Below are 24,034 nucleotides of genomic sequence, written 5' to 3' on the forward strand. Positions count from 1 at the left end.
TGCAACTTTAGCAAGCACTAATGCGCCAGCGATTTACCAGCCTCGTCTCCGACATCGACCACGGCCGGCGCATTGACGGGTTCGACCCACTGGATCGGTTCCGGCATGCGCACCAGCGCATGGCGCAACACTTCGCCAACCCGTGAGACCGGAATGATCTCCATGCCGCTCTTCACGTTCTCCGGAATCTCCGCCAGATCCTTGGCGTTCTCTTCCGGAATCAGCACCTTCTTGATGCCGCCGCGGAGTGCGGCAAGCAGCTTTTCCTTAAGGCCGCCGATCGGCAGCACCCTGCCGCGCAGCGTGATCTCGCCGGTCATCGCCACATCGGCCCTGACCGGGATACCGGTCAGCACCGAGACGATCGCCGTCGCCATCGCCACGCCAGCCGACGGTCCGTCCTTCGGGGTTGCACCCTCCGGCACGTGGACGTGGATATCGCGCTTGTCGAACAGTGGCGGCTCGACGCCGAAATCGATGGCCCGCGAGCGGACATAGGACGCCGCCGCCGAAATCGATTCCTTCATCACGTCGCGCAGATTGCCGGTCACGGTCATGCGGCCCTTGCCGGGCATCATGACACCTTCCACCGTCAACAGCTCGCCGCCGACTTCCGTCCAGGCGAGCCCGGTGACCACGCCGACCTGATCGTCGCTCTCGACCTGGCCGAAGCGGAAGCGCGGAACACCAAGGTAATCGGCAAGATTGTCCGCCGTGATGTTGATCGTCTTCTTCTTCGTCTTCAGGATCTCGGTCACCGCCTTGCGCCCGAGCTTCATCAGCTCGCGCTCCAGGCTCCTGACGCCCGCTTCACGGGTGTAGGTCTGGATGATGCCGCGGATCGCGTCCTCGCCGACGGAGAACTCCTTCGGTTGCAACGCGTGGTCGCGGATCACCTTGGGCATCAGGTGACGCTTGGCGATCTCGATCTTCTCGTCCTCGGTGTAGCCGGCGATGCGGATGATCTCCATGCGGTCCATCAAAGGCGCAGGGATGTTCAGCGTGTTCGCCGTCGTCACGAACATCACGCTCGACAGGTCGTATTCGACCTCGAGGTAATGGTCCATGAACGTCGAGTTCTGCTCGGGATCGAGCACCTCGAGCAAAGCCGATGACGGATCGCCGCGGAAATCCTGGCCCATCTTGTCGATCTCGTCGAGCAGGAAGAGCGGGTTGGATTTCTTCGCCTTCTTCATCGACTGGATGACCTTGCCGGGCATCGAGCCGATGTAGGTGCGGCGGTGACCACGGATCTCGGCCTCGTCGCGCACGCCGCCCAGCGCCATGCGGATGAACTCACGGCCGGTCGCCTTGGCGATCGACTTGCCGAGCGAGGTCTTGCCCACGCCGGGAGGTCCGACGAGGCACAGGATCGGCCCCTTCAGCTTCTTCTGGCGGCTCTGCACAGCGAGATATTCGACGATGCGGTCCTTGACCTTGTCGAGGCCGAAATGATCGGTATCGAGCACATTCTGGGCAAAGGCCAGGTCCTGCTTGACCTTGGAGTTCCTGCCCCATGGGATCGACAGCAGCCAGTCGAGATAGTTGCGCACGACGGTCGATTCAGCCGACATCGGCGACATCGTCCGCAGCTTCTTCAGCTCGGCTTCCGCCTTTTCGCGGGCCTCCTTGGAGAGCTTGGTCTTCTTGATGCGCGCCTCGATCTCGGCGGCCTCGTCGCGGCCGTCCTCACCCTCGCCGAGCTCCTTCTGGATCGCCTTCATCTGCTCGTTGAGGTAGTATTCGCGCTGCGTTTTCTCCATCTGGCGCTTGACGCGCGAGCGGATGCGCTTCTCCACCTGCAGCACCGAGATTTCGGCTTCCATGAAGCCCATCGCCTTTTCCAGCCGTTCCTTGACGGACAGCGTGGCGAGCATCTCCTGCTTCTCGGGGATCTTGATGGCAAGGTGCGAAGCGACCGTGTCGGCGAGCTTGGAATAGTCGTCGATCTGGCTGGCAGCACCCACCACTTCGGGCGAGATCTTCTTGTTCAGCTTGACGTAGTTCTCGAAGTCGGTAACCACGGAACGTGCCAGCGCCTCGACTTCGACCTCTTCCTCCTCCGGTTCGACCAGCGCCGCAGCACGGGCCTCGTGGAAGTCGGGACGGTCGGTGAACGCGACGATTTTCGCGCGCGAGGCACCTTCGACCAGCACCTTTACGGTGCCGTCCGGCAGTTTCAGCAATTGCAGCACATTGGCGAGCGTGCCGATGTCAAAGATGGCATCGGGCTCCGGATCGTCGTCGGCGGCATTCATCTGGGTCGCGAGCAGGATCTGCTTTTCCTGACCCATCACTTCTTCCAGCGCCTTGATCGACTTTTCACGCCCGACGAAGAGCGGAACGATCATGTGCGGGAACACCACGATGTCGCGCAGTGGGAGGACCGCGAAGACGCCGTCGCTGGGAGCCTTGGATAATTTGGCCATTGTCCAACCTTTCATGTCGCGGCCGCCAATCGGCCAACCGCGAATCTCATATTAACGACCGGGGATCGTTCCGCCTACCACCGTTTGTGACGGGAGTTTTACAGCACAGAATTCGGCACCACGGCCTTCCGCCTTTAGTTGGAGGCACAGGGGGTAAAGATCAAGGGTCAACACGGTCCGTCCCTCCAATCCGCAGCCATTACGCGGCGCCGTACGCGGTGTGCGACAGCAAAACGGCGCCCTGCGGCGCCGTTTCAGAAAAATCCATTGCCGGCTCACGTCAGGCGCTGACGTTGCCCTTCTTTTCCTTCTGCTCGGAATAGATGTAGAGCGGCCTGGCATTGCCTGACACCACCTCTTCCGAAATAACCACTTCGCGCACGCCTTCCAGTGCCGGCAGCTCGAACATGGTGTCGAGCAGGATCGCTTCCATGATCGAACGCAGGCCGCGTGCGCCGGTCTTGCGCTCGATGGCGCGCTTGGCGATCGCCGACAGCGCGTTCTCATGGAAGGTCAGGTCGACGTTCTCCATCTCGAACAGCCGCTGATACTGCTTGACCAGCGCGTTCTTCGGTTCGGTCAGGATCTGGATCAGCGCCGGCTCGTCGAGATCCTCCAGCGTCGCCAGGACGGGCAGACGGCCGACGAACTCGGGAATGAGGCCGAACTTCAACAGATCCTCAGGCTCGACCAGGCGGAAAACATCGCCGGTGCGGCGATCCTCGGGCGAAGCGACGATGGCGCCGAAACCGATCGAGGTCTTCCTGCCGCGATCCGAGATGATCTTGTCCAGGCCGGCGAAAGCGCCGCCGCAGATGAACAGGATGTTGGCGGTGTCGACCTGCAGGAATTCCTGCTGCGGATGCTTCCTGCCGCCCTGCGGCGGCACGGAGGCGACAGTGCCTTCCATAATCTTCAAAAGTGCCTGCTGCACGCCCTCGCCCGACACGTCGCGGGTGATCGAGGGATTGTCCGACTTGCGCGAGATCTTGTCGATCTCGTCGATATAGACGATGCCGCGCTGGGCGCGCTCGACATTGTAGTCGGCCGACTGCAACAGTTTCAGGATGATGTTCTCGACATCCTCGCCGACATAGCCGGCCTCGGTCAGCGTCGTCGCGTCGGCCATGGTGAAGGGGACGTCGATGATGCGGGCCAGAGTCTGCGCCAGCAACGTCTTGCCGCAGCCGGTCGGGCCGATCAGCAGGATGTTCGACTTCGCCAGCTCGACGTCGTTGTTCTTGCCGGCATGGGCGAGGCGCTTGTAGTGGTTGTGGACGGCCACCGACAGCACGCGCTTGGCGTAAGGCTGGCCGATGACGTAGTCGTCGAGAACCTTGAGGATTTCCTGCGGGGTCGGCACGCCCTCGCGCGACTTTACCATCGAGGTCTTGTTCTCCTCGCGGATGATGTCCATGCACAGCTCGACGCATTCGTCGCAGATGAACACCGTCGGCCCGGCGATCAGCTTGCGCACTTCGTGCTGGCTTTTGCCGCAAAACGAGCAATAAAGCGTGTTCTTGGAATCACCGCTGTTGTTGCCGACCTTGCTCATTTTCATGTCCTTTCATGGCCGCCCGCCGATGGTCTGGTTGAAAGGGCGCATATTCAATCTATCGCGGGAATCCGCCGCCGCCAGTGCCCCGGCTCCCGCAACGCATTCCGTACGAAACACAAATCGGAAAACGGGGCAATGATTCGAACAACCCCACGCAAAGCTAAGCCGTCGAAAATCAACATAGCCTTAACGTAGGCAATTGCACCCGTCGAGGGAACAGCCAATTGTGGCCGAAATGCCGCAAGCTGCGCCAAAAGCGCGTGATCCCGCCACTCATTGCCACCGCGGGGCCACCGCGGACCTATAAGGCAATACCTTCGACCGGCTCACGTGACGAAATGACCTTGTCGATGAGGCCGAAATCCCTGGCCTCGTCGGCAGTCATGAAATGGTCACGGTCGAGCGTTTTTTCAATCTCATCATAACTCTTGCCGGTGTGCTTGACGTAGACCTCGTTGAGGCGGCGCTTCAGCTTGATGATGTCCTGGGCATGGCGCTCGATGTCGGAAGCCTGGCCCTGGAAGCCGCCGGAAGGCTGGTGGACCATGATGCGGGCGTTCGGCGTGGCAAAGCGCATGTCCTTGTGGCCCGCCGTCAAGAGCAGCGAGCCCATCGAGGCGGCCTGACCGATGCAGAGCGTCGACACCGCAGGCTTGATGAACTGCATGGTGTCGTAGATCGCCATGCCGGAGGTGACGACGCCGCCGGGCGAGTTGATATAGAGGTTGATTTCCTTCTTCGGATTCTCCGCCTCGAGGAACAGCAGCTGCGCGCAGACCAGCGTCGCCATGCCATCCTCGACCGGGCCGGTGATGAAAATAATGCGCTCCTTGAGGAGCCGCGAGAAAATGTCGTAGGCCCGCTCGCCGCGATTGGTCTGTTCGACCACCATCGGAACGAGGTTCATGTAGGTTTCGACGGGGTTCTTCATGGACTATCCCTTTTTGAGGATGGGATTCCGGCGCCGGAGATTTGCAATCGGGCAGAATCGGTTCTGGATCGTTATTGTGTAAATAGGATGCCGGCTCACCCTAGCGCAAGGCCGCCTCTCCTAGCCACTTGGTTAAAACGAATCAAGCTTGCCGGACGGTGCCCGGAGGACGTGGCACGGATCCTGGTGGATTGACTTCACCTCTTTGATCCCACGGTTTCGCGCGGCCATGGTGGCACTGGCGTTGCTCGCAACGCGAAGGGCCTGGAACGTCGTATCGGGCGAGGAAGATTGACTGCGTTCCCGGGACGGCTAAGTAGCTGCCTCCGCAGGATTAAGCAGGCATTACCTGGCCCAACAGAAGCCGAACGCGCAACCACTCACTGATACTTTTTGCGAGACCGCGAAGGAATTCGCCTCATCGAGTGCGATACGGATCAGCCTTGACCTGTCGCGGGGCCGGAACATGTTCTGAAACTCGTCCGGCAACGCGTCGGCGACCGACAGAATCTTTTCGACTGTTCCTCTTGCACGCTCGGTTCCGTTACCCACGTCGACCGCCATTCCTTCGCGCAGCGAAAACAGATAGTTGTCCGGCAGATAGGCGAGGACGTAGGACTTGCCGCCGTCGATCTGTAGAAGCGGATCGCCGAACCGCAGCACCTGGCCAGGGACCGGCACCTTCGCGCCAACGACCCCCTCCGTGACCGAGCGGATGTTTCCGCCGTCATATATGGCCTTTACCTCATCCATAGCCTCGCCCGATCTCGCACGGAATTGCGCCACCAGGGCGAGTTCGGATTTGGTCGCTTGCAGTTGACCGGTCAGATCAGCCAGATGTTCGGCGGCCTGGAAGCTGCCACGAACGGCTTCGTCCTTCGTCGAAGTCGAGACGATGCCTGCCGTGACGATGGTGTCGATTCTCGCAAGTGTCGTCCTGGTTTCACGCGCTGTCCGCTCGGCCAGCGGCATCACGGACTGGATCGCTTCGTGTCGGCTGTGGAGCTGGCCCTCGCGAACGGCGAGTTCACCCTGTCGCAACAGCAGCTCCGCGATCTCCTTGACCATGTCGAACGATTCAAGCTCGACGAGCAATGTACCGGGCTCGACCTTGTCTCCCGCCTTGACAAAGACATGCGTCACCTTGGCCGGATAGGCGGCATCGACGGCATACCGATCCTTCAGGACAATACCGTCCGCTGACAAGACGACCGCATCACCAATGAGGTAGTAGACGATCGAAGAGGAAAACAAACCGAGGAGAGCGAGGTAAACGATGCGACCCCAACTTCCCACATTCGCGCGCTGCTGTTTTCCCAGATTGTCCACTCGGACATGTTTTCGAATGTATTTCATCTGAAACTCGTTCTCTACCAGGGCCGCTCTAGCCGAACTTTGATCGGCGTGTAGTTGTCGCGATGTGAACCTGAGAACACCCATTCATCGATATAGGCGATCAATCGAACGGGTCTCATCACATAGGTCATGAACAGGGAGTAGCCGGGCAGGAACCATATGCTTCGCCAGAACCCCCGCCGCTCGGTGGTCCAACTGGCCAGCGCCAGCACAAACACGTCGAGAACCAGGAGGCCGCACTGCATGCCGATGAGGATCGCGGGCGTGAAAGAGCCGTACTGGAGGGCGAGCCAGACGAGATAGAGCGGGAATATCGCGGCACCAACGACGTTGAAAAGGAGGAAATCCCATTGGTGTAGGGCCTCCGGAAGCCGGAAACCCGAGTCCGAGACATGAAACAGGCGGTAGTGTTTGCGAAAGCGTAGCCAAATGGCATCGCGTTCCCAGCGCAATCGCTGGCGGATATATTGGTATGCGGTTATCGGGACGTCCGTATAGCAGATCGCATCCGGTACATAGGCCATGCGCCAGCCCGCCCGCCGCAATCTCAGCGTGACATCCAGATCCTCGCCACCGCCTACGTCGAACCCCCCAACCCCCAAAAGGGCTTTGCGCCTGAAGGCGCTGAACGCTCCCGAAATGCAAACGACCTGATCGAGAGCTCCAGCAATACGCTTTCCGACCGAAATCGACTGCAAATATTCGATCTCCTGAAACTGGGCGACGATACTCGCGTGGCCGTTGCGCGGTGCAATATCGCCGCATGCCGCTCCAACCGCTGGATCCGAAAAGGGGCCGAGAATATTCTCGATCGCGTACCGATCAAACGAACAGTCGCAATCGACATTGATCAGTATGTCGCCTTTGGCTACGCGGCACGCCAGATTGATCCCGCTCGCCTTGCCGCCCCGCAGATCCGTCGAAATGATGCGCGAGGCATAACCTCTCTTGACCAGAGCTTGCGAGACCCTGCTCATCCGATCGGTCGAACCATCACTGACAATGACAACTTCGAAGTCATTGAAAGACTGTTCCCGCAACGAGCGGACGCAGGTTTCGATGGACTCAGCCTCATTATGGCCAACCAGAATGATGCTTACATTGGGCCGTAATGGTCGCTCATGGTCAATCGAACCCGCGGCATCACGCGAACGCATGGTCACAGCGGCCGCGACGAACGGAATGATGTAGCGGGGGAACTCAAAGACCAGCGTGTACCAGAAAACGGAGGCCAGGCTCGCCGTCGATTGAGCTAGCAGGAACGCAAATCCGAGTTCGAGATCATTCAACGCGAGGCTTGCCCCGTTTTGGTCGCCACCCGAGGGCGAGGATCAAGCTTTTCGCCCAAAGACGCCTCGCAGATTGAAAGCATTGCCGATATCTGCTCCGACAATGTTGCGTCGCCCTTCGCCGTCATGATGAAATAGTCGGCGGCGGCGCCTTTGTGCACCGATCCTGTCTCCGCAAGGTAATTGCTCAGGTTTTCGATGAAGAGACGGCGCAGTTTCTCAAAGACGTCCTGGCCCTTTGATTTTATGAGCGACTCTCGTGCTCCGTAACGCAATTCCGTGACCGCCAACGGCGGGCCCTTCGCTCCGGTCATGCGTGCGCGGTCGAGTTCCTGAACCAGGGACGGCGGCAACCCCAACAAGGACGTTGGCAGCTTTTTCTCCGGACTGGTGAGCAGAGACAGCGCCTGATCCGTGAGTGCGTAGGAAAAAAGGTCGATACGTTTAACGCTGTCGCCATCAGCCCGCGCATCACAATCCTGGCAGACGAATCCAACAGCCGGCTCCGATGTCGAATCCTTGCACCTCCTGCAGATTTGCGAGTGGCCGGGCTTGTCATAGTCCTTTCCATAGTGACGCAATTGCTGGCTGCATTTGGGGCAGACCAGTGCGCTTCCCTGCCGAAAATCGCCTTCAGGACGAAGAGCCGCGCAACGATAATGATGAATAAGCTCGGCCTCGAACATATCGGCCGAACGGCAGGAGGGACATTCCTCGCGAACGGTAAGCCGCCGCGACCCGCAGGCGCCGCACTCATGCACGCGGTCGAAGAAGGTCTTAAGCAGAAGTCCGCGATGGGAGAGATCTTCGGCGATCGGGATTGTCTTGGCCGCCGACGGAAAGCCCGGATAGCTTATGGAGGCCGACGTCATCGGATAGCGCTTGGCTTCGATGCTTCTGCCGGCGGCGAAGGTATGCGCAAGAAAGCGCGTTTCGGGCGTATTTGTCGAACGGATGTGCGCGGCAAGCTGTTGGCGGCGGCGGCGAAAATCGAGTATGCATTTTGCCGTCTCCGCCCAAGTCGTTTGCTGCATCAGATCGAAATGTACATCCGCGAACCGGCCGGCACGGCCGCCCAGATCGATGACAGGCACCATCGCCAGCGGAATGTGGTCACGCAGGTTGTCCAGCGGCGAGTTACGCCGCTCATCGGCCAGAAGAACGGCATCGATGTCCCCTTCCGACGAGGAGTCGAACATCGTGCGGTAGATCGCCGAATGCAGAACGACCACGCGTGGGAACCATTCGACGGCAGGCTTCCAGGACAATCCCATTCTGGCCCAGAGTGCCAGGCAAAGGTCGGTGAGTTCATGGCTTGCGGTGGAAGCCGTCGGTGCCGGCAGTTGCACAACGGATTTCGGAACAAGTTCTGCGGGCATGTCGGCCTCCATTTGCCCGGCGCTCGCAAAGGAACGCCGCCACAGGTACGACTTGCAGCCTGGGTGGAGGATCCAAGGGCAACGTCACATTTACTGAAAGGATTATTGCAGGACGAGATATGCGGAAAACGCGGGATCGCATGCGACACCGGATGGCCAGCTACGTCCCCCCACGACGTTCCTGACCAGCGACCAAGTCAATCAACTCGAATACGTCAAATGTTATTCGTTGATTGTTAGCGGATGCTTAATTGGCAGCAAGAATTTGTCTGTCGGACTCAGGTAGTCGAATTAACGAAGTTTGATGAATCGCCTTTTCCACGACATGGCTTTCCCTACAGTTCAACGTTGAACCCGCTTCATGCGGTTCAAACAGGGGGAGTTCCATGACCAGGAAAGCTTCTTCCTTCGCCATTGCCGGCCTGACCATGCTCGGCACAATGTCGGAAACGGCGGCCGGCGGACGCGCGGTCGAATGCTACGAGCAGGTCAATCGGCCGGCCTTCTACGACACGGTCTACGAGGACGTGCTCGTCAGCCCAGCCGGCCAGCAGGTGCAGTATGAAGCGCCGATCTACGGGACGCGCGAGCGCGTGGTGCAGATCGCGCCGGCGCGCGTCAGCTACGAGATCGTGCCCGCCATCACCCGCACCATCTACCGGTCCGTGAGGGTCGATGACGGCGGCTATTCCTGGGAATGGCGCATCATCGATGGCCGCCAGGTGCTGTGCAAGGTCAGGCACAAGGCGCGCTATGAACGGGTGGCCGAGATCGTCGTGGTTGAGCCGGAACGCCGGCGGCGCGTTGTCCTCCCCGCCGAATACGAGAGCGTCGCCGAAGAGGTTCTGGTGCGGCCGGAGCAACGGCGCATCATCGACATTCCGGCGTCTTATCAGACAGTGGCCCGCCGCGTGGTGGTCAGGGAGGGCTCATCCAGCTGGCGCCGCGTGCATATTCCGAGGCATTGCCAGTATTAGCGCTCAGGCCACCTCCGCCCTGAGCCATTTCTTCAGGCCGCCGACATCGCCACTGCCGACGCAGGCCGCAACCCTTCTGCCGACCGCCGCGCCGAACTTGTAGCCGTGGCCGGAGCAGGCCGAGACGATCAGGCATCTGCCTTTCCGGTGGGCCAGGAACTTCTCGTCGGCGGTGAATGTGTAGGCGCAGGTGACCACTTCGGTGACCTTGTACTCCTCGATACGAGCGATCGGCGGCGAAAACAGGTTGCGGATCGCCTCACCCTCGCCCGGTACCGGCTGACGGTTCCAGTCTGCATCGCTGGTCGGCACCCTGTGCAGGCCCGAGCCGAATTTCATGCCGGCGCCGCCTGTCGGCGGGATTGCGTAGCCGTCGACAGTGCCGCCAATGTCGAGGACAACCGGCGCTGCCTGCCAGGCTGCCTGCAGATCCGCCGGCGGTTCGACATAGGCGAGCGCGGTGCGCCAGGTTTTCAGCTCGCCGTCCAGCTCCGGGAACAGTTTCAGCACCCAGGCGCCGGCAGCGACGACGATCCGGTCGGCCTGCATCGTTTCGCCGCCTGCCAGCACGATATGCCCGGCCTCGGCGTCGATCTCGACCACCTTGCTGTTCTCGTAGACATTGGCGCCGTTCGCGCGCAGCCACCTGGCGAGGCCGGCGGCGATCTTGCGGCAGTGCAGCGCGCCGCCGTCCGGCGAAAAATACGCATAGCGGAATGAACCAGGCTGCAGGAACGGCCAGCGTTCGACCGCGGCATCCGGCTCGAACAATTCGAACGGGTAGTTCCCGGCTTCCATGCCTTCTCGGTATTCCTCGGCCTCATCTCCCGGCTGGCGCGAAATGCAGATGAAGCCGCGCGGATCGAGATGGCTTTCGCCGAGATCGGCCCACATCTCATCCCAGGCTTCATAGGCTTCGGTGATCAGCCGGCCGTAGCCCGTTCCGGCCCGGTAGGCGCGGCGGATGATGCGATGATGGTCGCCCGACGCGGCAAGCGGATTGGGGATCGGTCCCTGCTCGACGATCGAGACGAGGTGCCCGGCCCTGACCAGTGACCACGCCGTGGATAGCCCGGCAATGCCTGCACCGACCACGATCACATTCATGAAAACCGTCCTTCCGCAACCGCTTCGGCGGCTCACCTCACTGGAGGGCCAACATACGGTCTGGCACCAGACTGGCAAGCCGCGCTAATGATCTGGCATGACCGAATTGAAGCCGCCCTACCTTGCTTTTGATCCAGCCACGCGTCGCCTGCGGCTCGATCCGCACGAGCCGGCGTTCTTCCAGAATCCGTACGAAGCCTACGCCTTCCTGCATGGCGCATCGAACGCCTTCTTCTGGGAGGAGTTTGGTTTCTGGTGCTTTGGCGGCTTCGACGACGTCAACCGGCTGCTGCGCGATCGCCGCTTCGGCCGGCAGAACCCGGCCGGCATTCCGGACAGCCGAGGCATCGGTCAGGACCGCACGCACCTCAGCGCGTTCGACGGCATCGAGGCCAATTCGATGCTGGAGCTGGAGCCGCCTGTCCACACACGGCTCAGAACGCTGGTCAACCGCGCCTTCGTCTCGCGCCAGGTCGAGCGGCTCAGGCCACGTGTCGAGGCGCTGGCCAACGAACTGATCGACCGTTTCGAACCAGGAGGAGTCGACCTGCTGCCGGCATTCGCAGCTCCCTTGCCGATCACCATCATTGCGGAAATGCTCGGCGTGCCGGTCGACATGGGGCCGCAGCTGCTCGACTGGTCGCATCGGATGGTCGCCATGTACATGCATGGCCGCACCCGCGAGACGGAGGACACGGCCAATCGCGCCGCGCGCGACTTTTCCGATTTTCTGCGCGGCTACGTCGCCGAGCGGCGAAAGAGGCCGGGCGAGGATCTTCTGTCGCTGCTGATTGCGGCACAGGAGGACGGCCAGAAACTGTCGGAGAACGAGCTGGTATCCTCGGCCATCCTTTTGCTCAATGCCGGCCATGAAGCAACTGTCCACCAGACCGGCAATGCGGTGCGCTCGATCCTTGGGCAAGGCGGCGACCCGCGCCGCTTCTTCGCCTCACCGGAAGCAACAGCCGCGACGGTCGAAGAGTGCCTGCGCTTCGACGCGCCGCTACACATGTTCACGCGCTACGCCTATCAGGAGGTCGAGGCCGGGCCGGGGATCATCGTCCAGCCGGGCGAGACGATCGGGCTGTTGCTCGGCATGGCCAATCGCGACCCTACTGCGTTTGCCGAGCCCCTCGCCTTCAGGCCGGACCGTGCCGACCAGAAGAACGTATCGTTCGGCGCCGGCATCCATTTCTGCATCGGCGCGCCGCTCGCCCGGCTCGAACTGCAGGTGTCGCTGAAAACCTTGTTCGACCGGCTACCGCAGCTGCATCTTGCCGAACAGCCGCGCTTCCGCGACACCTATCATTTCCACGGGCTGGAAACGCTTGCCGTCAGAATCTGAGGACGGCTTCCGACGACAGGCTTCGAAGCCGGCTCCGGCGAATTCCGGTCAAATAGGTAACATCTCAAGGCCGCGAGTGCCAAATAATCGCTGATTGAACGATGAAGCTACCCGAAGCAGGACCTCACACTAAAAATCCCGGATGCCTACAGAAATTCGGTCATGAAGCTTGAAGAGAGACGGGATTTGAATCTTTTTGCGTCGTCTCGCGGACGATGTCGAGGAAGGCCTTCAGCACCGGCGAGGGTTGTTCATGCCGGTAGATGATTGAAGTGTCGATAGACAAGGTTCGTCCCTGGATAGGGCGATAAACGACGCCGCTCCGGCGCAAATTTTGCAGACAGGCGGGCAGCAGCGAGACGCCCAGCCCGACGGATACAAGTCCGATGATTGTCTGCTTCGGCGTTGCTTCTCGAACGATCCTCGGGCTGAACCCGGATGAACGGCACAACCCGACGATCTCGTCATAGAGGGATGGATTGATGCTGCGCGGGAACTGAATCAACGCTTCGGAGGCCAAGTCGGCTAGCGCGACCTCTGCTTCCGAGGCCAGCCGATGCGTTTCCGGCAAGGCCACGATCAGGGGTTCGACCAGTATGCTTTCGACCTTCAATGCGTTGTGAACGACGGGAGGATGAACAAAACCGATATCGAGCTGGCGTTCGGCCACAGCCCTGACTTGATTGGGAATGCGCAGGTCGGTCAGGCTCAACTCGACCTCGGGATAGCGCTTGGTGAAGCGTTGGACGACAGACGGCACCACGCTGTAGATAGCCGCGTCGATGAATCCGACAGCAAGATGGCCGGTTTCGCCACGATCGGCTTTGCGAGCAAGCTCCACCGCCTGCTCTGTCTGCTGAAGCACGGCCCTAACCTCATCAAGGAACACACGCCCCGCCGCAGTCAGTTCGACCTTGCGCTTGGTGCGCTCCAGCAAGCGCACACCCATCGCCTGTTCCAGTTGCTGGATCTGCTTTGTCAGGGGCGGCTGTGAGATATGCAAGCGCGCTGCCGCGCGCCCGAAATGCAGCTCTTCGGCGACGGCCATGAAGGACTGCATCAGCTTGTGGTTCATCTTCAGCCTTTAATTTCCCAAATAGAATTACCCATGCCTCAAACGATATTGGACGGAAAGTATCGGAATCTGCAAAATCCGGAAAGCTGCAAAATCCGGGAGACGCGCTTTGAAAAATTCCGAGATTTCACGCCGCCAGATGCTGAAAGTGCCGCTCATCGGCGCGACGGTCGCCGCGACATCTCAATCCGGTCTTGTCTGCGAGGCCCTTGCCCAGCCCGTTCCAGCTTCGTCGCCAGCGCCCCCTGGCGCTTTCGCCCACAATGTCGAAGCAGTGGGCTATACCGATCTCGATCATCGCCCAGCCTTCAAAATGGCGATCAGGCAGGTTGGCGAACGTTGGTATCTCTACACTGGGCACTTCTGGCACTCCGGCTGGAGCATCGTGGACGTGACCGACCCGGCCAAGCCCGAGACGGTCAAGTTCGTGCCCTATCTCGGCACGAATACTTGGACTCTACAAATAGATTTGTCCGGCGACACGATGGTGACCGCCCTCGAAAAGCCCTTTGCTAATTTCGGCGGTGACCCCGACGCACCGTTCGGCGAAGGCGTTCTGATCTGGGATATCGCGGACCCCATCAATCCGAAACAACTCAGTCACTACCGCACCGGCGGAAACGGCACGCATCGCAACCTCTATCCCGGTGGACGTTATGTCCACCTTGCCGCCGGCATGCCGGGTTACAGGGGCAACATCTACGTCATCCTCGATATTTCGGATCGCTCGAATCCGCGCGAAGCCGGACGCTGGTGGGTGCCGGGCCAGCACGAGGCCGGCGGCGAGAGCTTTGCGGCTGCGAAGCCCGCCGCCGACCAGGAGACCGCCGATCGCTACCGGTTGCGACTGAAGCCGCAATGCATGTGCGGCGCCTTCTGCGCCAGCACGGGCGAGGATGTCTCGCTGCACGGCCCGCCTTATGTCACTGGCGATCTTGTCTATTTGCCTTATGGTGCGGCGGGAATCGTTGTGCTCGATATTAGCGATGTCTCCCAGCCGAGGCAGGTCGGCGGCCTGAGCTTCAGCCCTCCGTTTCACTCGCGCTTCGGTGTGCATAGCGTGCTGCCGATTCCAGAGCGCGGCATTGCCTTCGCCAATTCGGAGAACGTCACCTATGGACTTGGTCCGATGCATCACGCTTCGATCGTCGATATTTCCGATTCCAGTGAACCCTTTCTGCTGTCGCTGTTGCCCGAACCAGTGCCACCCGAAGGCGCTCCCTATTCGGATTTCACAACTCGTGGCGGCTGGCGCGGACCGCACAACATCAACCACCACCAGCATCATCCCGATGTCCAGAAACAAGGCGATCTGTTCTATATCGCGCACTTCAACGCCGGGCTCAGGGTCTATGACGTCTCGAATACTCGGCTTCCGCGCGAGGTCGGCTACTTCATCCCGCCGGAGCCAGTCCGACGCTACGGCCCTATGCCGGAAGACAAGCTGGTTGTTCAGACCGAGGACGTGGTCGTGGACCGGCGCGGCTTCATTTACATAACTGACAAGAACCAGGGGCTCTGGATTCTCCGCTACACCGGCCCGCGGCCGGAAACGGATCGAACGTGACGGTCACATTCACCCTGACGTTTCATGGCACCGCGACATGATCAGCCGATACGGATTTCCCGACACGGAAATCGATCGCTTTTGTAAAATCCGGCGCGATGCGAGATCAAAGCTTGATTACATACTCCTTGCGCGTCGTTTCAAGCACTTCCCAGCTTCCTCTAAAGCCCGGCCTCAGCACGAAACTGTCGCCTGCCCTGACGGTGCGCGCGTCGCCGCCGTCTTCGGCGATCACCGAAACCCCTGACAGGATGTGGCAGAACTCCCACTCATCAAATTCGATGCGCCATTTGCCTGGCGTCGCTTCCCAGACGCCGGCATAGAGGCCGCCGTGCTGTTCCTCGACATTCCAGGTGCGGAATTTCGGATCGCCCGACATCAGGCGATCCGGCGCTGGTGCGCCAAGTTCCGGTTCGACGGCGTCGACGCCGACGGAAAGAAATTTCGGTGTGGCCATGGCGATCAAACCTTGGCGAGAGCCTGTTCCAGATCGGCGACGATGTCGTTGACGTCCTCGATGCCGACCGAAAGCCTGACCGTGTCAGGCCCTGCCCCGGCGTTGATCTTCTGCTCGTCGGAAAGCTGGCGATGCGTGGTCGATGCCGGGTGGATGACCAGCGACTTGGTGTCGCCGACATTGGCCAGATGCGAGAACAGTTCGAGCGCCTCGACGAACTTGATGCCCGCCGCATAGCCGCCCTTCAGCCCGAATGTGAACACCGCGCCGGCGCCAAGCGGCGAGTACTTCTTCTGCAACGCGTTGTTCTTGTCGCTGGGCAGGCCGGGATAGGAAACCCAGGCGACCTTGGGATGGTTGGAAAGCCATCCGGCGACCGCCGCCGCATTGTCGCAGTGGCGCTGCATCCTGAGCGGCAAGGTTTCCAGACCGGTCAGGATAAGGAATGCGTTGAACGGCGAAATCGCCGCGCCGATGTCGCGCAGGCCGAGCACGCGAGCAGCGATGGCGAAGGCGAAATTGCCGAAGGTCTCGTGCAGGACGAGGCCGCCATATTCGGGGCGCGGCTCCGACAGCATCGGATACTTGCCCGACTTCGACCAATCGAACGTGCCGCCGTCGACAATGGCGCCGCCGATCGAATTGCCGTGACCGCCGATGAACTTGGTCAGCGAATGCACGACGATGTCGGCGCCATGCTCGATCGGCCGCAGCAGATAGGGCGAGGCCAGCGTGTTGTCGACGATCAGCGGCAGGCCGTGCTTGCGGGCGATGTCGCCGATCTTCTCGATGTCGACGAAGACGCCGCCGGGATTGGCCAGGCTCTCGATGAAGATTGCCTTGGTCCTGTCGTCGATCTGGCTCTCGAAGGTCGAGACGTCATTGGTGTCGGCCCAGCGCACCTGCCAACCGAAATTCTTGAAGGCGTGGCCGAATTGGTTGATCGAGCCGCCGTAAAGCTTTGTCGCGGAAACGAAATTGTCGCCGGGCTGCATCAGATTGTGGAAGACCAGCACCTGCGCGGCATGGCCGGAGGCGACCGCAAGGCCTGCCGTGCCGCCTTCGAGTGCCGCGATGCGCTCTTCCAGCACTGCCTGCGTCGGGTTCATGATGCGGGTATAGATGTTGCCGAACGCCTTCAGCCCGAACAGCGAGGCGGCATGGTCGGCATCGTCGAAGACGAAGGAGGTGGTCTGGTAGATCGGCGTCGCGCGTGCGCCCGTCGCCGGATCCGGCTTGGCGCCGGCATGGACGGCGAGCGTATTGAAACCGGGCGTGCGGGCCATCGAAAAACCTCCCTCAATGGTGAATGGTGAATGGTGAATGGTGAATGGTGAATGGTGAATGGTGAATGGCAAAGTCGGCCAGCCCCACCCTGATTGCAAGCGGCTCATATGCCGCCTTGCCCGCCTTCCAGAAAAATCTTTCTATTCACCATTCTCTATTCACTACCTACTTCTGGCGAACGCCGAAACTCTGGAATCCCGGGCGCATCAGCGGCTTCTTCGAGGACAAGACGCCGGAATTGACGCCGGTCCAGCCGATCTCGCCGGACAGCTTGCCATATTCGATCTTGGGGCAACGGTTCATCACCACCTTGATGCCGACAGCCTCTGCGCGCGTCGCCGCCTCGTCATGGCGTATGCCAAGCTGCATCCAGATGACTTTCGGCAGCGGATCGAGCCGCAACACCTCGTCGACAATGCCCGGCACGGCAGCGGAAGCGCGAAACACGTCGACCATGTCGATTGGCTCTGGAACATCGGCCAGCCTGGCATAGGTCATCCGCCCGAGGATTTCCTTGCCGGCCTGGCCGGGATTGATCGGGAACACCGAAAACCCTTTGCCGAGCAGATATTTCAGCACGAAATAGCTCGGCCGCACGTCATTGGCCGATGCGCCGACCATGGCGATGGTCTTCACCGAATTGAGGATGCCGGCGATATAGGCGTTGTCGTAGGCGTCGTGGTTCATGCCTCGTCATACAGCGCTTCGGAGTGAGGTGCCAACAGCCGAGCAAGTGGCTTGCAATGGGCCAGGGAGAACGTCGTCAGCCCGGCAGCGAGATCGTTCCGTCTTCCGCAATCGGAAAGGCCGGATTGTGCGCAACTTCCCAGACATGCCCGTCGGCATCGGCGAAATAGCCATACCAGCCGCCCCAGAAGGCGCGCCCGGCCGGCTTGACGATCTTGCCGCCAGCCTTCTCAGCCGCCGCAAGCACTTCGTCGACCTCGGCGTCAGAGCGGGTGTTGTAGGCGAGGTAGACGGCCGACGGCGCCTTCGAGAAGCTGACGCCCGAATCCTCTTCGGCGCTTGGGCGCGGAAACAAGCCAAGAATAGCGCCGCCCATCTGGAAGAAGGCAACGCCGTCGGTGATCCCGGCATGGCGGGTCAGGCCCATCGCCTCATAGAAGCGCGTCGCACGGTCGAGATCGTCGGTGGCGATGGTGATGATGGAGATGCGCGGTTCCATATCCGCCTCCTACTCCTCCGGCCATTCCGGCTTGCGCTTGCCGATGAAGGCGCCAATGCCCTCTTCCGCATCGCGCGCCAGCATGTTCTCGACCATGACGCGCCCGGTGTAATCATAGGCCTCGGCCAGCCCCATTTCTGCCTGTTCGTAGAAGGCTTCCTTGCCGATCTTGACGACCAGAGAGGATTTGGACGCAATGGTTTGCGCGTATTTGGTGACAATCTGATTCAGATATTCGCGCGGCACGACGCGGTTGACCAAGCCGAATTCCTTGGCGGTTGCCGCATCGATCGTCTCGCCGGTCAAAAGCATCTCCAAGGCGTGCTTGCGCGAGACGTTGCGCGACAGCGCCACCATCGGCGTCGAGCAGAACAGTCCGATATTGACGCCAGGCGTGCAGAAGGTCGCCTCGTGCGAGGCGATGGCGAGATCGCAGCTGGCGACCAACTGCAATCCGGCCGCCGTCGCCAGACCGTCGACTTCGGCGATCACCGGCTTAGGATGGCGAACGATCGCCTGCATCAGCGCGGCGCAGGCGGAAAACGTCTTTTCGAAGAAGCCCCTGCCGCGATCGGCATCGGCGCGGTGCGCGCTCAACTCCTTGAGGTCGTGCCCGGCGCAGAACACTTTGCCGGTCGCCCCAAGGACGATGACGCGGACGGACTTGTCGGCCTTGGCGCGGTCGAGTTCCGCCGTCAGCGCCGCCATCACTGCAAGCGAAAGAGCGTTGGCCGGCGGATTGGCGAGCGTCAGGCGCAGCACACCGTTGTCCAGCCTGGAGACGACCGGCCCTTCGGCAACGGCAGGCTTGATGGCGACGATTTCGGCCATAGGTCGTTCCTCCGCGATTCCGGATCGATGATGGACTAATCTAGTATGCCGTCTCGCTTCGTCCAACTCCCTCGTCCGCTACTGCCCTAATGAATGGCTGTTGCCAGAAACGCCACGTCGCGTTCATACAAGCAGGGCGCAAACCGGGAGACTGAAATGCCCGCCCACAGCAATCTCAAGCCGGTGCTGACGGCTGCCGAAATCAACGCGCTGATGGCGACCATTTTCCCGCAGCTCAACGACCAGTTCACCTTCTACGAGGCGTTGGAGGTGTTTCCAGGCGGCTGTGTCGTGCGGCTCAACGCCGACGAGCGCCATTTGCGTCCCGGCGGCACCGTGTCGGGTTCGGCGCTGTTCACGCTGGCCGACATAGGCGGTTATGTCTGCGTGCTCTCGCATGCCGGACCGGATGCGCTTTCGGTCACCACCAGTCTCAACATCAATTTCGTCCGCAAGGCCGAGGCCGGGCCGATCGACGGCCATTGCCGCATCCTCAAGCTCGGCAAGAGCCTGATGGTGTTCGATATCGACATCGTCGCCGGCCCGAAGGGACACACGGTAGCGCACGCAACGGGCACCTATTCGATCCCGCCAAAGCGAGCGCCGGCCTGATGCTTTCGATTGAATTTTTCCTTGATGTGTATATATGTGCGCATGGGTGATCTTTGCTGGAGCGTGACAGCCGCAAAATCGTGAAGCGTCTCAAGGACGACGGTTTCGAGCTGGTTTCCATACGCGGCTCACATCACAAGTTCCGAAAGGGCGAGATCGTGTTGATCGTTCCGCATCCGGAGAAGGATCTACCAACCGGTACAGCTCGCGCCATCGCCAAGCAAGCGGGCTGGATATAGGCGACCTGAAGCGGCTTGGAGGCTGAGATGAAGAACTATTTCGCGTTGGTCGATAAAGATCCCGACAGCGCGTTCGGCATTCGCTTTCCCGACATTCCCGGCTGCTTTTCAGCCGCGGACGAGGCGGAAGACATCGTACCGAATGCAGTCGAAGCATTGCAACTGTGGGCGGAGGATATGCCTGTTCCCGAACCGTCCAGCCACGAGGCGATCATCGCGCTTGCGGATATACGCAAAGCACTTGCTGAAGGAGGCTATCTGGTCTCGGTACCACTCATCGACAATGACAGCGCCGTCGTGAGGGCGAATGTGACTTTCGAGCGTGGCGTTTTGCGGGCGATCGACGCCGCAGCGCGCGACCGAGGCATAACGCGATCGGCATTCCTCTCCAGCGCAGCTCGCAAGGAAATCGAGGCAAAGCACTGAGACTTGCCCGACATAGAGCCAAAATCGCGATGTGGTAAAATCATACCTTTAACACAAGTCCTTGTTTTCATTTGGCTTTATCTTCTGGCAAGTGTTTCATGCGCCTTGACGCGGTCGAACCCCTCCCCTATAAGCCGTGACGAAGCAGCGGCCCGCAAAGGCCGCCGTTTTGTTATTGGCGGCGGGCAAGCGCCTTTCGCCAATCCAAGCAACAAGAAACGCCTTCTTTTGAAGGTCCGAACCGAAAGCAACAATCCATGGCAACCTTTTCGCAGAAGCCTGCGGATGTGGTGAAGAAGTGGGTGCTGATCGACGCCGAGGGTCTCGTCGTCGGCCGTCTCGCCACTGTCATCGCCAATCATCTTCGCGGCAAACACAAGCCCACCTTCACCCCGCACGTCGACGACGGCGACAACGTCATCGTCATCAATGCCGACAAGGTGGTGTTCACCGGCAAGAAGTTCACCGACAAGGTCTATTACTGGCACACCGGCCACCCCGGCGGCGTCAAGGAGCGCACCGCGCGCCAGCTGCTCGAGGGTCGTTTCCCCGAGCGTGTCGTCGAGAAGGCCGTCGAACGCATGATCCCGCGTGGCCCGCTCGGCCGTCGCCAGATGAAGAACCTCCGCGTCTATGCAGGCACGGAACATCCGCATGTCGCCCAGCAGCCCGTCGTCCTCGACGTGGCCAAGCTGAACGCCAAGAACAAGAAGGTTTCGTAAGATGGCTGAGCTTTCCTCGCTCGCAGAACTCGGAGCTGCCACCGGCAATACCAACACCCAGCCGGCCGCACCCGTCCACGTCCAGAAACTCGATAAGTCGGGCCGCGCCTATGCCACCGGCAAGCGCAAGAACGCTATCGCCCGTGTCTGGGTGAAGCCCGGCTCCGGCAAGATCGTCGTCAACGACAAGGTGTTCGCTGAATATTTCGCGCGTCCGGTGCTGCAGATGATCCTCAACCAGCCGATCATCGCCGCCAATCGCGCCGGCCAGTACGACATCGTTGCCACCGTCATCGGCGGCGGCCTTTCCGGCCAGGCCGGTGCCGTGCGCCACGGCATCTCCAAGGCGCTGACCTATTACGAGCCGGCGCTGCGCGCCGTGCTCAAGAAGGGTGGCTTCCTGACCCGCGACAGCCGCGTCGTCGAGCGCAAGAAGTACGGCAAGGCGAAGGCCCGCCGCTCCTTCCAGTTCTCGAAGCGTTAAACAGAGACCTGTTTTCTATCGATTTTTTCAGAGGGGCTGCGTATTCGCAGCCCCCTTTTCTTTGTCGACATAGCAATCCCGCATCTTCAGGTGACCCAACGTAATATTAGTAGTATCTTAATTACAGGCGCGTTCCAGATCCCAGGGCAGCAGCCAACTCCACAGAGCGGGAGCTGTGCACGTTGCGACGCGCCGGTAACCCGACGCTCGCGAAGGAGGAGGCAATGCGCATTCATTCCAGCAGTGCGTTTCTGGCAGCTGTCGCCGCCACTTGGGCATTCGCCGCGCCTGCGGCCGACAAAAGCGACGAGCAGCTGATCGAGAATGCGATTACAGCGGCACCGGCGGCTGTCGGCAAAAACGCCGCCGTCGTGAATTGGGAGATGAAAACGTTGAGGAAGGGCACCAACGGTTTCACTTGCATCCCGGACGACCCGAGCACTCCCGCCGACGACCCAATGTGCACGGATGAGAACGGGATGGCGTGGATGCACGCGATCATGTCCAAGAAGGAGCCGCCTGCAGGGAAAGTTGCTTTCGCCTACATGCTAAAAGGAGGCGATGCGGCCAGCAATACCGACCCCTTTGCAACCAAGCCGCCGGAGGGGGCCGAATGGCTGCATGATGGTCCGCACGTGATGGTCATGAACGCACCAGACATGATGGCCTTGTATCCCCACGAGCCGAACCCCACACAACCATACGTCATGTTCCCCGACACGCCCTACGCGCACCTGATGATTCCAGTCAAATAGATCAAGCAAGACCTGCCGCGAAGCGTAGTGGCGGGTCACCTGAGGGAAGGGAGCCGCGCTTATTTTCGGGCGCGGCTCTCCCGGGTGTCAGGGCTGGCCGGCGGACGCCTTGATGAAGTCAATGAACGCCCGCAACGGCGCCGGCACGAGGCGCCGTCCGGGATAGTAAAGGAACGGCCCGGAGAAGCTCTGCCACCAGGGTTCAAGCAGCGGTTCGAGCGCTCCGCTCTCGAAGTGAGGACGTAGCCAATCCTCGAACAGGCTGATGATGCCGGTGCCGGCGATGGCTGCATCGACTTTGAGGTCAGTCGCCCCGCCCAGGGTCACGAGAAGCGGCCCCGTCGGGTCGACCCGCACCACCTCGCCGTCGCGCTCGAATTCCCACGGCGGCATCGCACGGCTGGCAAAGCGGCCGCGCAGGCAGGCGTGGCCGAGCAGGTCGCGCGGGTGTTGCGGCCGGCCATGACGATCCAGGTAGGCCGGGCTGGCGGCGGTGGCGAAGCGCTGCACACGCGGTCCGATCGGCACAGCGATCATGTCCTGCTCCAGCCGCTCCTCATAGCGAATGCCGGCGTCGCACCCCGCCGCCAGCACATCGACGAAGCTCTCCTCCGAGATCACCTCCAACCGGATGCCCGGATAGGCGGCGAGAAAAGGCGGAACGATGCTGGGCAGTACCAGCCGCGCCGCGCTGACCGGCACATTGAGGCGCAACGTACCTGCCGGCCTGTCGCGAAAGCCGTTCACTACGTCGAGGGCCGACTCCACCTCGGTCAAGGCAGGACCGAGCCGCGCCAGCAGGCCTTCGCCGGCTTCCGTCAGGACAACGCTGCGGGTCGTCCGGTTGAGCAGCCTGACACCGAGCTGCGTCTCCAGGCGCCGCACCGCCTCGCTCAAGCCGGACGCACTACCGCCGCTGGCGCGTGCCGCATCCCGAAAACCTTTGGCGCGCGCTACGGCCACGAAGGCGTTCAGGTCCCCGAGATCAATCTGCATTGTTCGTCATTCCGCACAGCCCGTGCGAATTGTACCCAATTATCATGAGATCGGACAGCGTCTATCTGTGCACCGTTCCTGAAGGAGAAAGACCATGTCCAGCGTCGACCAGTCCGGCACATTCATCCTCGGCGACCGCAAGGTGAGACGGCTCGGCTACGGCGCAATGCAGCTCGCAGGGCCAGGCGTCTTCGGCCCACCAAAGGACCACGACACGGCATTGGCCGTACTGCGCGAAGCCGTTGCACAAGGCGTCAACCACATCGACACCAGCGACTTCTATGGCCCGCACATGACCAACCTGTTGATCCGCGAAGCGCTCGCACCCTATCCAGACGACCTCGTTATCGTCACCAAGATCGGTGCCCGACGTGGCACGGATGGCTCGTGGCTGCCGGCTTTCTCGGCAGAAGAGCTGACACAGGCGGTGCAAGACAATCTGCACAATCTCGGACTCGACGTGCTGGAGGTGGTCAACCTTCGGGTCATGTTCGACGCGCATGGCCCCGCCGAAGGGTCGATCGAGGCGCCGCTTGCGACGCTTGCCGAGCTCCAGCGACAGGGCCTCGTGCGCCACATCGGGCTGAGCAACGTCACCGCCGCACAGGTCGCCGAAGGCCGCAGGATGTGCAGGATCGTCTGCGTGCAGAACCAGTACAATCTGGCGCATCGGGGCGATGATGCCTTGATCAACGATCTGGCCCGCGACGGCACCGCCTATGTGCCGTTCTTCCCGCTTGGCGGCTTCAACCCGTTGCAGTCGTCGACCTTGTCCAAGGTCGCGGCACGCCTCGGCGCCACGCCCATGCAGGTCGCGCTCGCCTGGCTGCTCCGCCGCGCGCCCAACATTCTTCTGATTCCCGGCACGTCTTCCGTCGCGCATCTGCGGGAGAACCTCGCCGCTGCCGACCTCGAACTGTCGGACGATGTCATCAAGGAGCTGGATGGTGTGGCAATGGCGGCCTGCGGGTAGATTGCCGAAGGCAGTGATGAGCCAATCTCCCCCAAGTGGGTTCCCTTGCGGGG

25 protein-coding genes are annotated in these 24,034 nt (G+C 61.0%); 10 read left to right on the top strand and 15 right to left on the bottom strand.

Annotated features, from left to right (window positions below; translation table 11 throughout):
- Positions 1-17 precede the first annotated feature (17 nt).
- The 6 genes from lon to NKH49_RS11075 form a co-directional block, all read right to left on the bottom strand.
- A complete protein-coding gene (gene lon, locus NKH49_RS11050; RefSeq protein ID WP_352501552.1) occupies positions 18-2,429 on the bottom strand; it encodes an endopeptidase La in 2,412 nt (803 codons plus the stop codon).
- Between the two features lie 280 nt (positions 2,430-2,709).
- Positions 2,710-3,984 carry an ATP-dependent Clp protease ATP-binding subunit ClpX gene (gene clpX / locus NKH49_RS11055; protein ID WP_006332719.1) on the bottom strand — a complete coding sequence of 425 codons (1,275 nt, stop codon included), beginning with the start codon at positions 3,982-3,984 and terminating at the stop codon, positions 2,710-2,712.
- Between the two features lie 304 nt (positions 3,985-4,288).
- Positions 4,289-4,918 (bottom strand): ATP-dependent Clp protease proteolytic subunit, encoded by a 630-nt coding sequence (locus tag NKH49_RS11060; protein ID WP_023674655.1) that lies wholly within the window; start codon positions 4,916-4,918, stop codon positions 4,289-4,291.
- 345 nt (positions 4,919-5,263) lie between these two features.
- On the bottom strand, positions 5,264-6,274 hold the full coding sequence (locus tag NKH49_RS11065; protein ID WP_352926059.1) for an HlyD family secretion protein: 1,011 nt from the start codon (positions 6,272-6,274) through the stop codon (positions 5,264-5,266).
- 14 nt (positions 6,275-6,288) lie between these two features.
- Positions 6,289-7,563, bottom strand: a complete 1,275-nt coding sequence (locus NKH49_RS11070) for a glycosyltransferase family 2 protein (protein WP_352820082.1) — start codon at positions 7,561-7,563, stop codon at positions 6,289-6,291.
- Positions 7,560-8,954 carry a TackOD1 domain-containing metal-binding protein gene (locus tag NKH49_RS11075; RefSeq protein WP_352926061.1) on the bottom strand — a complete coding sequence of 465 codons (1,395 nt, stop codon included), beginning with the start codon at positions 8,952-8,954 and terminating at the stop codon, positions 7,560-7,562. The genes NKH49_RS11070 and NKH49_RS11075 overlap by 4 nt, the downstream gene beginning before the upstream one ends.
- A gap of 374 nt (positions 8,955-9,328) precedes the next feature.
- On the opposite strand from NKH49_RS11075, the gene NKH49_RS11080 reads away from it, so the two are divergent.
- Positions 9,329-9,919, top strand: a complete 591-nt coding sequence (locus NKH49_RS11080; protein WP_352918817.1) for a hypothetical protein — start codon at positions 9,329-9,331, stop codon at positions 9,917-9,919.
- A gap of 3 nt (positions 9,920-9,922) precedes the next feature.
- On the opposite strand, the gene NKH49_RS11085 is transcribed toward NKH49_RS11080, so the two are convergent.
- On the bottom strand, positions 9,923-11,026 hold the full coding sequence (locus tag NKH49_RS11085; protein ID WP_352820079.1) for an NAD(P)/FAD-dependent oxidoreductase: 1,104 nt from the start codon (positions 11,024-11,026) through the stop codon (positions 9,923-9,925).
- A gap of 97 nt (positions 11,027-11,123) precedes the next feature.
- On the opposite strand from NKH49_RS11085, the gene NKH49_RS11090 reads away from it, so the two are divergent.
- A complete protein-coding gene (locus tag NKH49_RS11090) occupies positions 11,124-12,371 on the top strand; it encodes a cytochrome P450 (protein WP_352926062.1) in 1,248 nt (415 codons plus the stop codon).
- A gap of 160 nt (positions 12,372-12,531) precedes the next feature.
- Here the strand turns inward: NKH49_RS11090 and NKH49_RS11095 are convergent, their stop codons facing one another.
- Together NKH49_RS11095 and NKH49_RS11100 are read right to left on the bottom strand one after the other, a co-directional pair.
- On the bottom strand, positions 12,532-13,446 hold the full coding sequence (locus NKH49_RS11095; protein ID WP_352682001.1) for a LysR family transcriptional regulator: 915 nt from the start codon (positions 13,444-13,446) through the stop codon (positions 12,532-12,534).
- Positions 13,447-13,573: 127 nt separating this feature from the next.
- Positions 13,574-13,744, bottom strand: a complete 171-nt coding sequence (locus NKH49_RS11100) for a hypothetical protein (protein ID WP_352682002.1) — start codon at positions 13,742-13,744, stop codon at positions 13,574-13,576.
- Positions 13,745-13,759: 15 nt separating this feature from the next.
- Between NKH49_RS11100 and NKH49_RS11105 the strand changes: the two genes are divergently transcribed.
- On the top strand, positions 13,760-15,013 hold the full coding sequence (locus NKH49_RS11105; RefSeq protein ID WP_352471973.1) for an LVIVD repeat-containing protein: 1,254 nt from the start codon (positions 13,760-13,762) through the stop codon (positions 15,011-15,013).
- Between the two features lie 106 nt (positions 15,014-15,119).
- Here the strand turns inward: NKH49_RS11105 and NKH49_RS11110 are convergent, their stop codons facing one another.
- From NKH49_RS11110 to NKH49_RS11130, 5 genes are all read right to left on the bottom strand, one after another.
- Entirely contained in the window at positions 15,120-15,470 is a 351-nt protein-coding gene (locus NKH49_RS11110) for a cupin domain-containing protein (protein ID WP_352926064.1), read from the bottom strand.
- Between the two features lie 5 nt (positions 15,471-15,475).
- The gene (locus NKH49_RS11115; RefSeq protein WP_352769999.1) at positions 15,476-16,756 is read right to left on the bottom strand and encodes an O-acetylhomoserine aminocarboxypropyltransferase; all 1,281 of its coding nucleotides are present in this window, start codon (positions 16,754-16,756) and stop codon (positions 15,476-15,478) included.
- A 166-nt stretch (positions 16,757-16,922) separates the two neighbouring features.
- Entirely contained in the window at positions 16,923-17,444 is a 522-nt protein-coding gene (locus tag NKH49_RS11120; RefSeq protein WP_352471975.1) for a CoA-binding protein, read from the bottom strand.
- 76 nt (positions 17,445-17,520) lie between these two features.
- Positions 17,521-17,943 (bottom strand): VOC family protein, encoded by a 423-nt coding sequence (locus NKH49_RS11125; RefSeq protein WP_352926066.1) that lies wholly within the window; start codon positions 17,941-17,943, stop codon positions 17,521-17,523.
- Positions 17,944-17,952: 9 nt separating this feature from the next.
- Positions 17,953-18,774, bottom strand: coding sequence for an enoyl-CoA hydratase (locus NKH49_RS11130; protein WP_352926068.1), 822 nt, complete (start codon positions 18,772-18,774; stop codon positions 17,953-17,955).
- Positions 18,775-18,930: 156 nt separating this feature from the next.
- Here NKH49_RS11130 and NKH49_RS11135 point away from each other — a divergent pair, with 156 nt between their 5' ends.
- The 6 genes from NKH49_RS11135 to NKH49_RS11160 all read left to right on the top strand — a co-directional run bounded on the left by NKH49_RS11135 (position 18,931) and on the right by NKH49_RS11160 (position 22,012).
- Positions 18,931-19,386, top strand: coding sequence for a PaaI family thioesterase (locus tag NKH49_RS11135; RefSeq protein ID WP_352926070.1), 456 nt, complete (start codon positions 18,931-18,933; stop codon positions 19,384-19,386).
- A gap of 56 nt (positions 19,387-19,442) precedes the next feature.
- Positions 19,443-19,625: a type II toxin-antitoxin system HicA family toxin gene (locus tag NKH49_RS11140; RefSeq protein ID WP_352449435.1), complete on the top strand. Its 183-nt coding sequence runs from the start codon at positions 19,443-19,445 to the stop codon at positions 19,623-19,625.
- 27 nt (positions 19,626-19,652) lie between these two features.
- Positions 19,653-20,051 carry a type II toxin-antitoxin system HicB family antitoxin gene (locus tag NKH49_RS11145; protein ID WP_352449337.1) on the top strand — a complete coding sequence of 133 codons (399 nt, stop codon included), beginning with the start codon at positions 19,653-19,655 and terminating at the stop codon, positions 20,049-20,051.
- 257 nt (positions 20,052-20,308) lie between these two features.
- A complete protein-coding gene (gene rplM / locus NKH49_RS11150) occupies positions 20,309-20,773 on the top strand; it encodes a 50S ribosomal protein L13 (protein WP_023674645.1) in 465 nt (154 codons plus the stop codon).
- A 1-nt stretch (position 20,774) separates the two neighbouring features.
- Positions 20,775-21,257 carry a 30S ribosomal protein S9 gene (gene rpsI / locus NKH49_RS11155; RefSeq protein ID WP_023674644.1) on the top strand — a complete coding sequence of 161 codons (483 nt, stop codon included), beginning with the start codon at positions 20,775-20,777 and terminating at the stop codon, positions 21,255-21,257.
- A 224-nt stretch (positions 21,258-21,481) separates the two neighbouring features.
- Complete coding sequence (locus tag NKH49_RS11160; protein WP_352817620.1) at positions 21,482-22,012, top strand: hypothetical protein; 531 nt, start codon at positions 21,482-21,484, stop codon at positions 22,010-22,012.
- Positions 22,013-22,099: 87 nt separating this feature from the next.
- Here the strand turns inward: NKH49_RS11160 and NKH49_RS11165 are convergent, their stop codons facing one another.
- Positions 22,100-23,008, bottom strand: coding sequence for a LysR family transcriptional regulator (locus NKH49_RS11165; protein ID WP_352614137.1), 909 nt, complete (start codon positions 23,006-23,008; stop codon positions 22,100-22,102).
- A 94-nt stretch (positions 23,009-23,102) separates the two neighbouring features.
- Here NKH49_RS11165 and NKH49_RS11170 point away from each other — a divergent pair, with 94 nt between their 5' ends.
- The gene (locus NKH49_RS11170) at positions 23,103-23,981 is read left to right on the top strand and encodes an aldo/keto reductase family oxidoreductase (RefSeq protein ID WP_352926072.1); all 879 of its coding nucleotides are present in this window, start codon (positions 23,103-23,105) and stop codon (positions 23,979-23,981) included.
- Positions 23,982-24,034: the final 53 nt, after the last annotated feature.

The organism is Mesorhizobium sp. M1088 (genome assembly GCF_040318575.1).
In the GTDB taxonomy this organism is placed as follows: Bacteria; Pseudomonadota; Alphaproteobacteria; order Rhizobiales; family Rhizobiaceae; genus Mesorhizobium.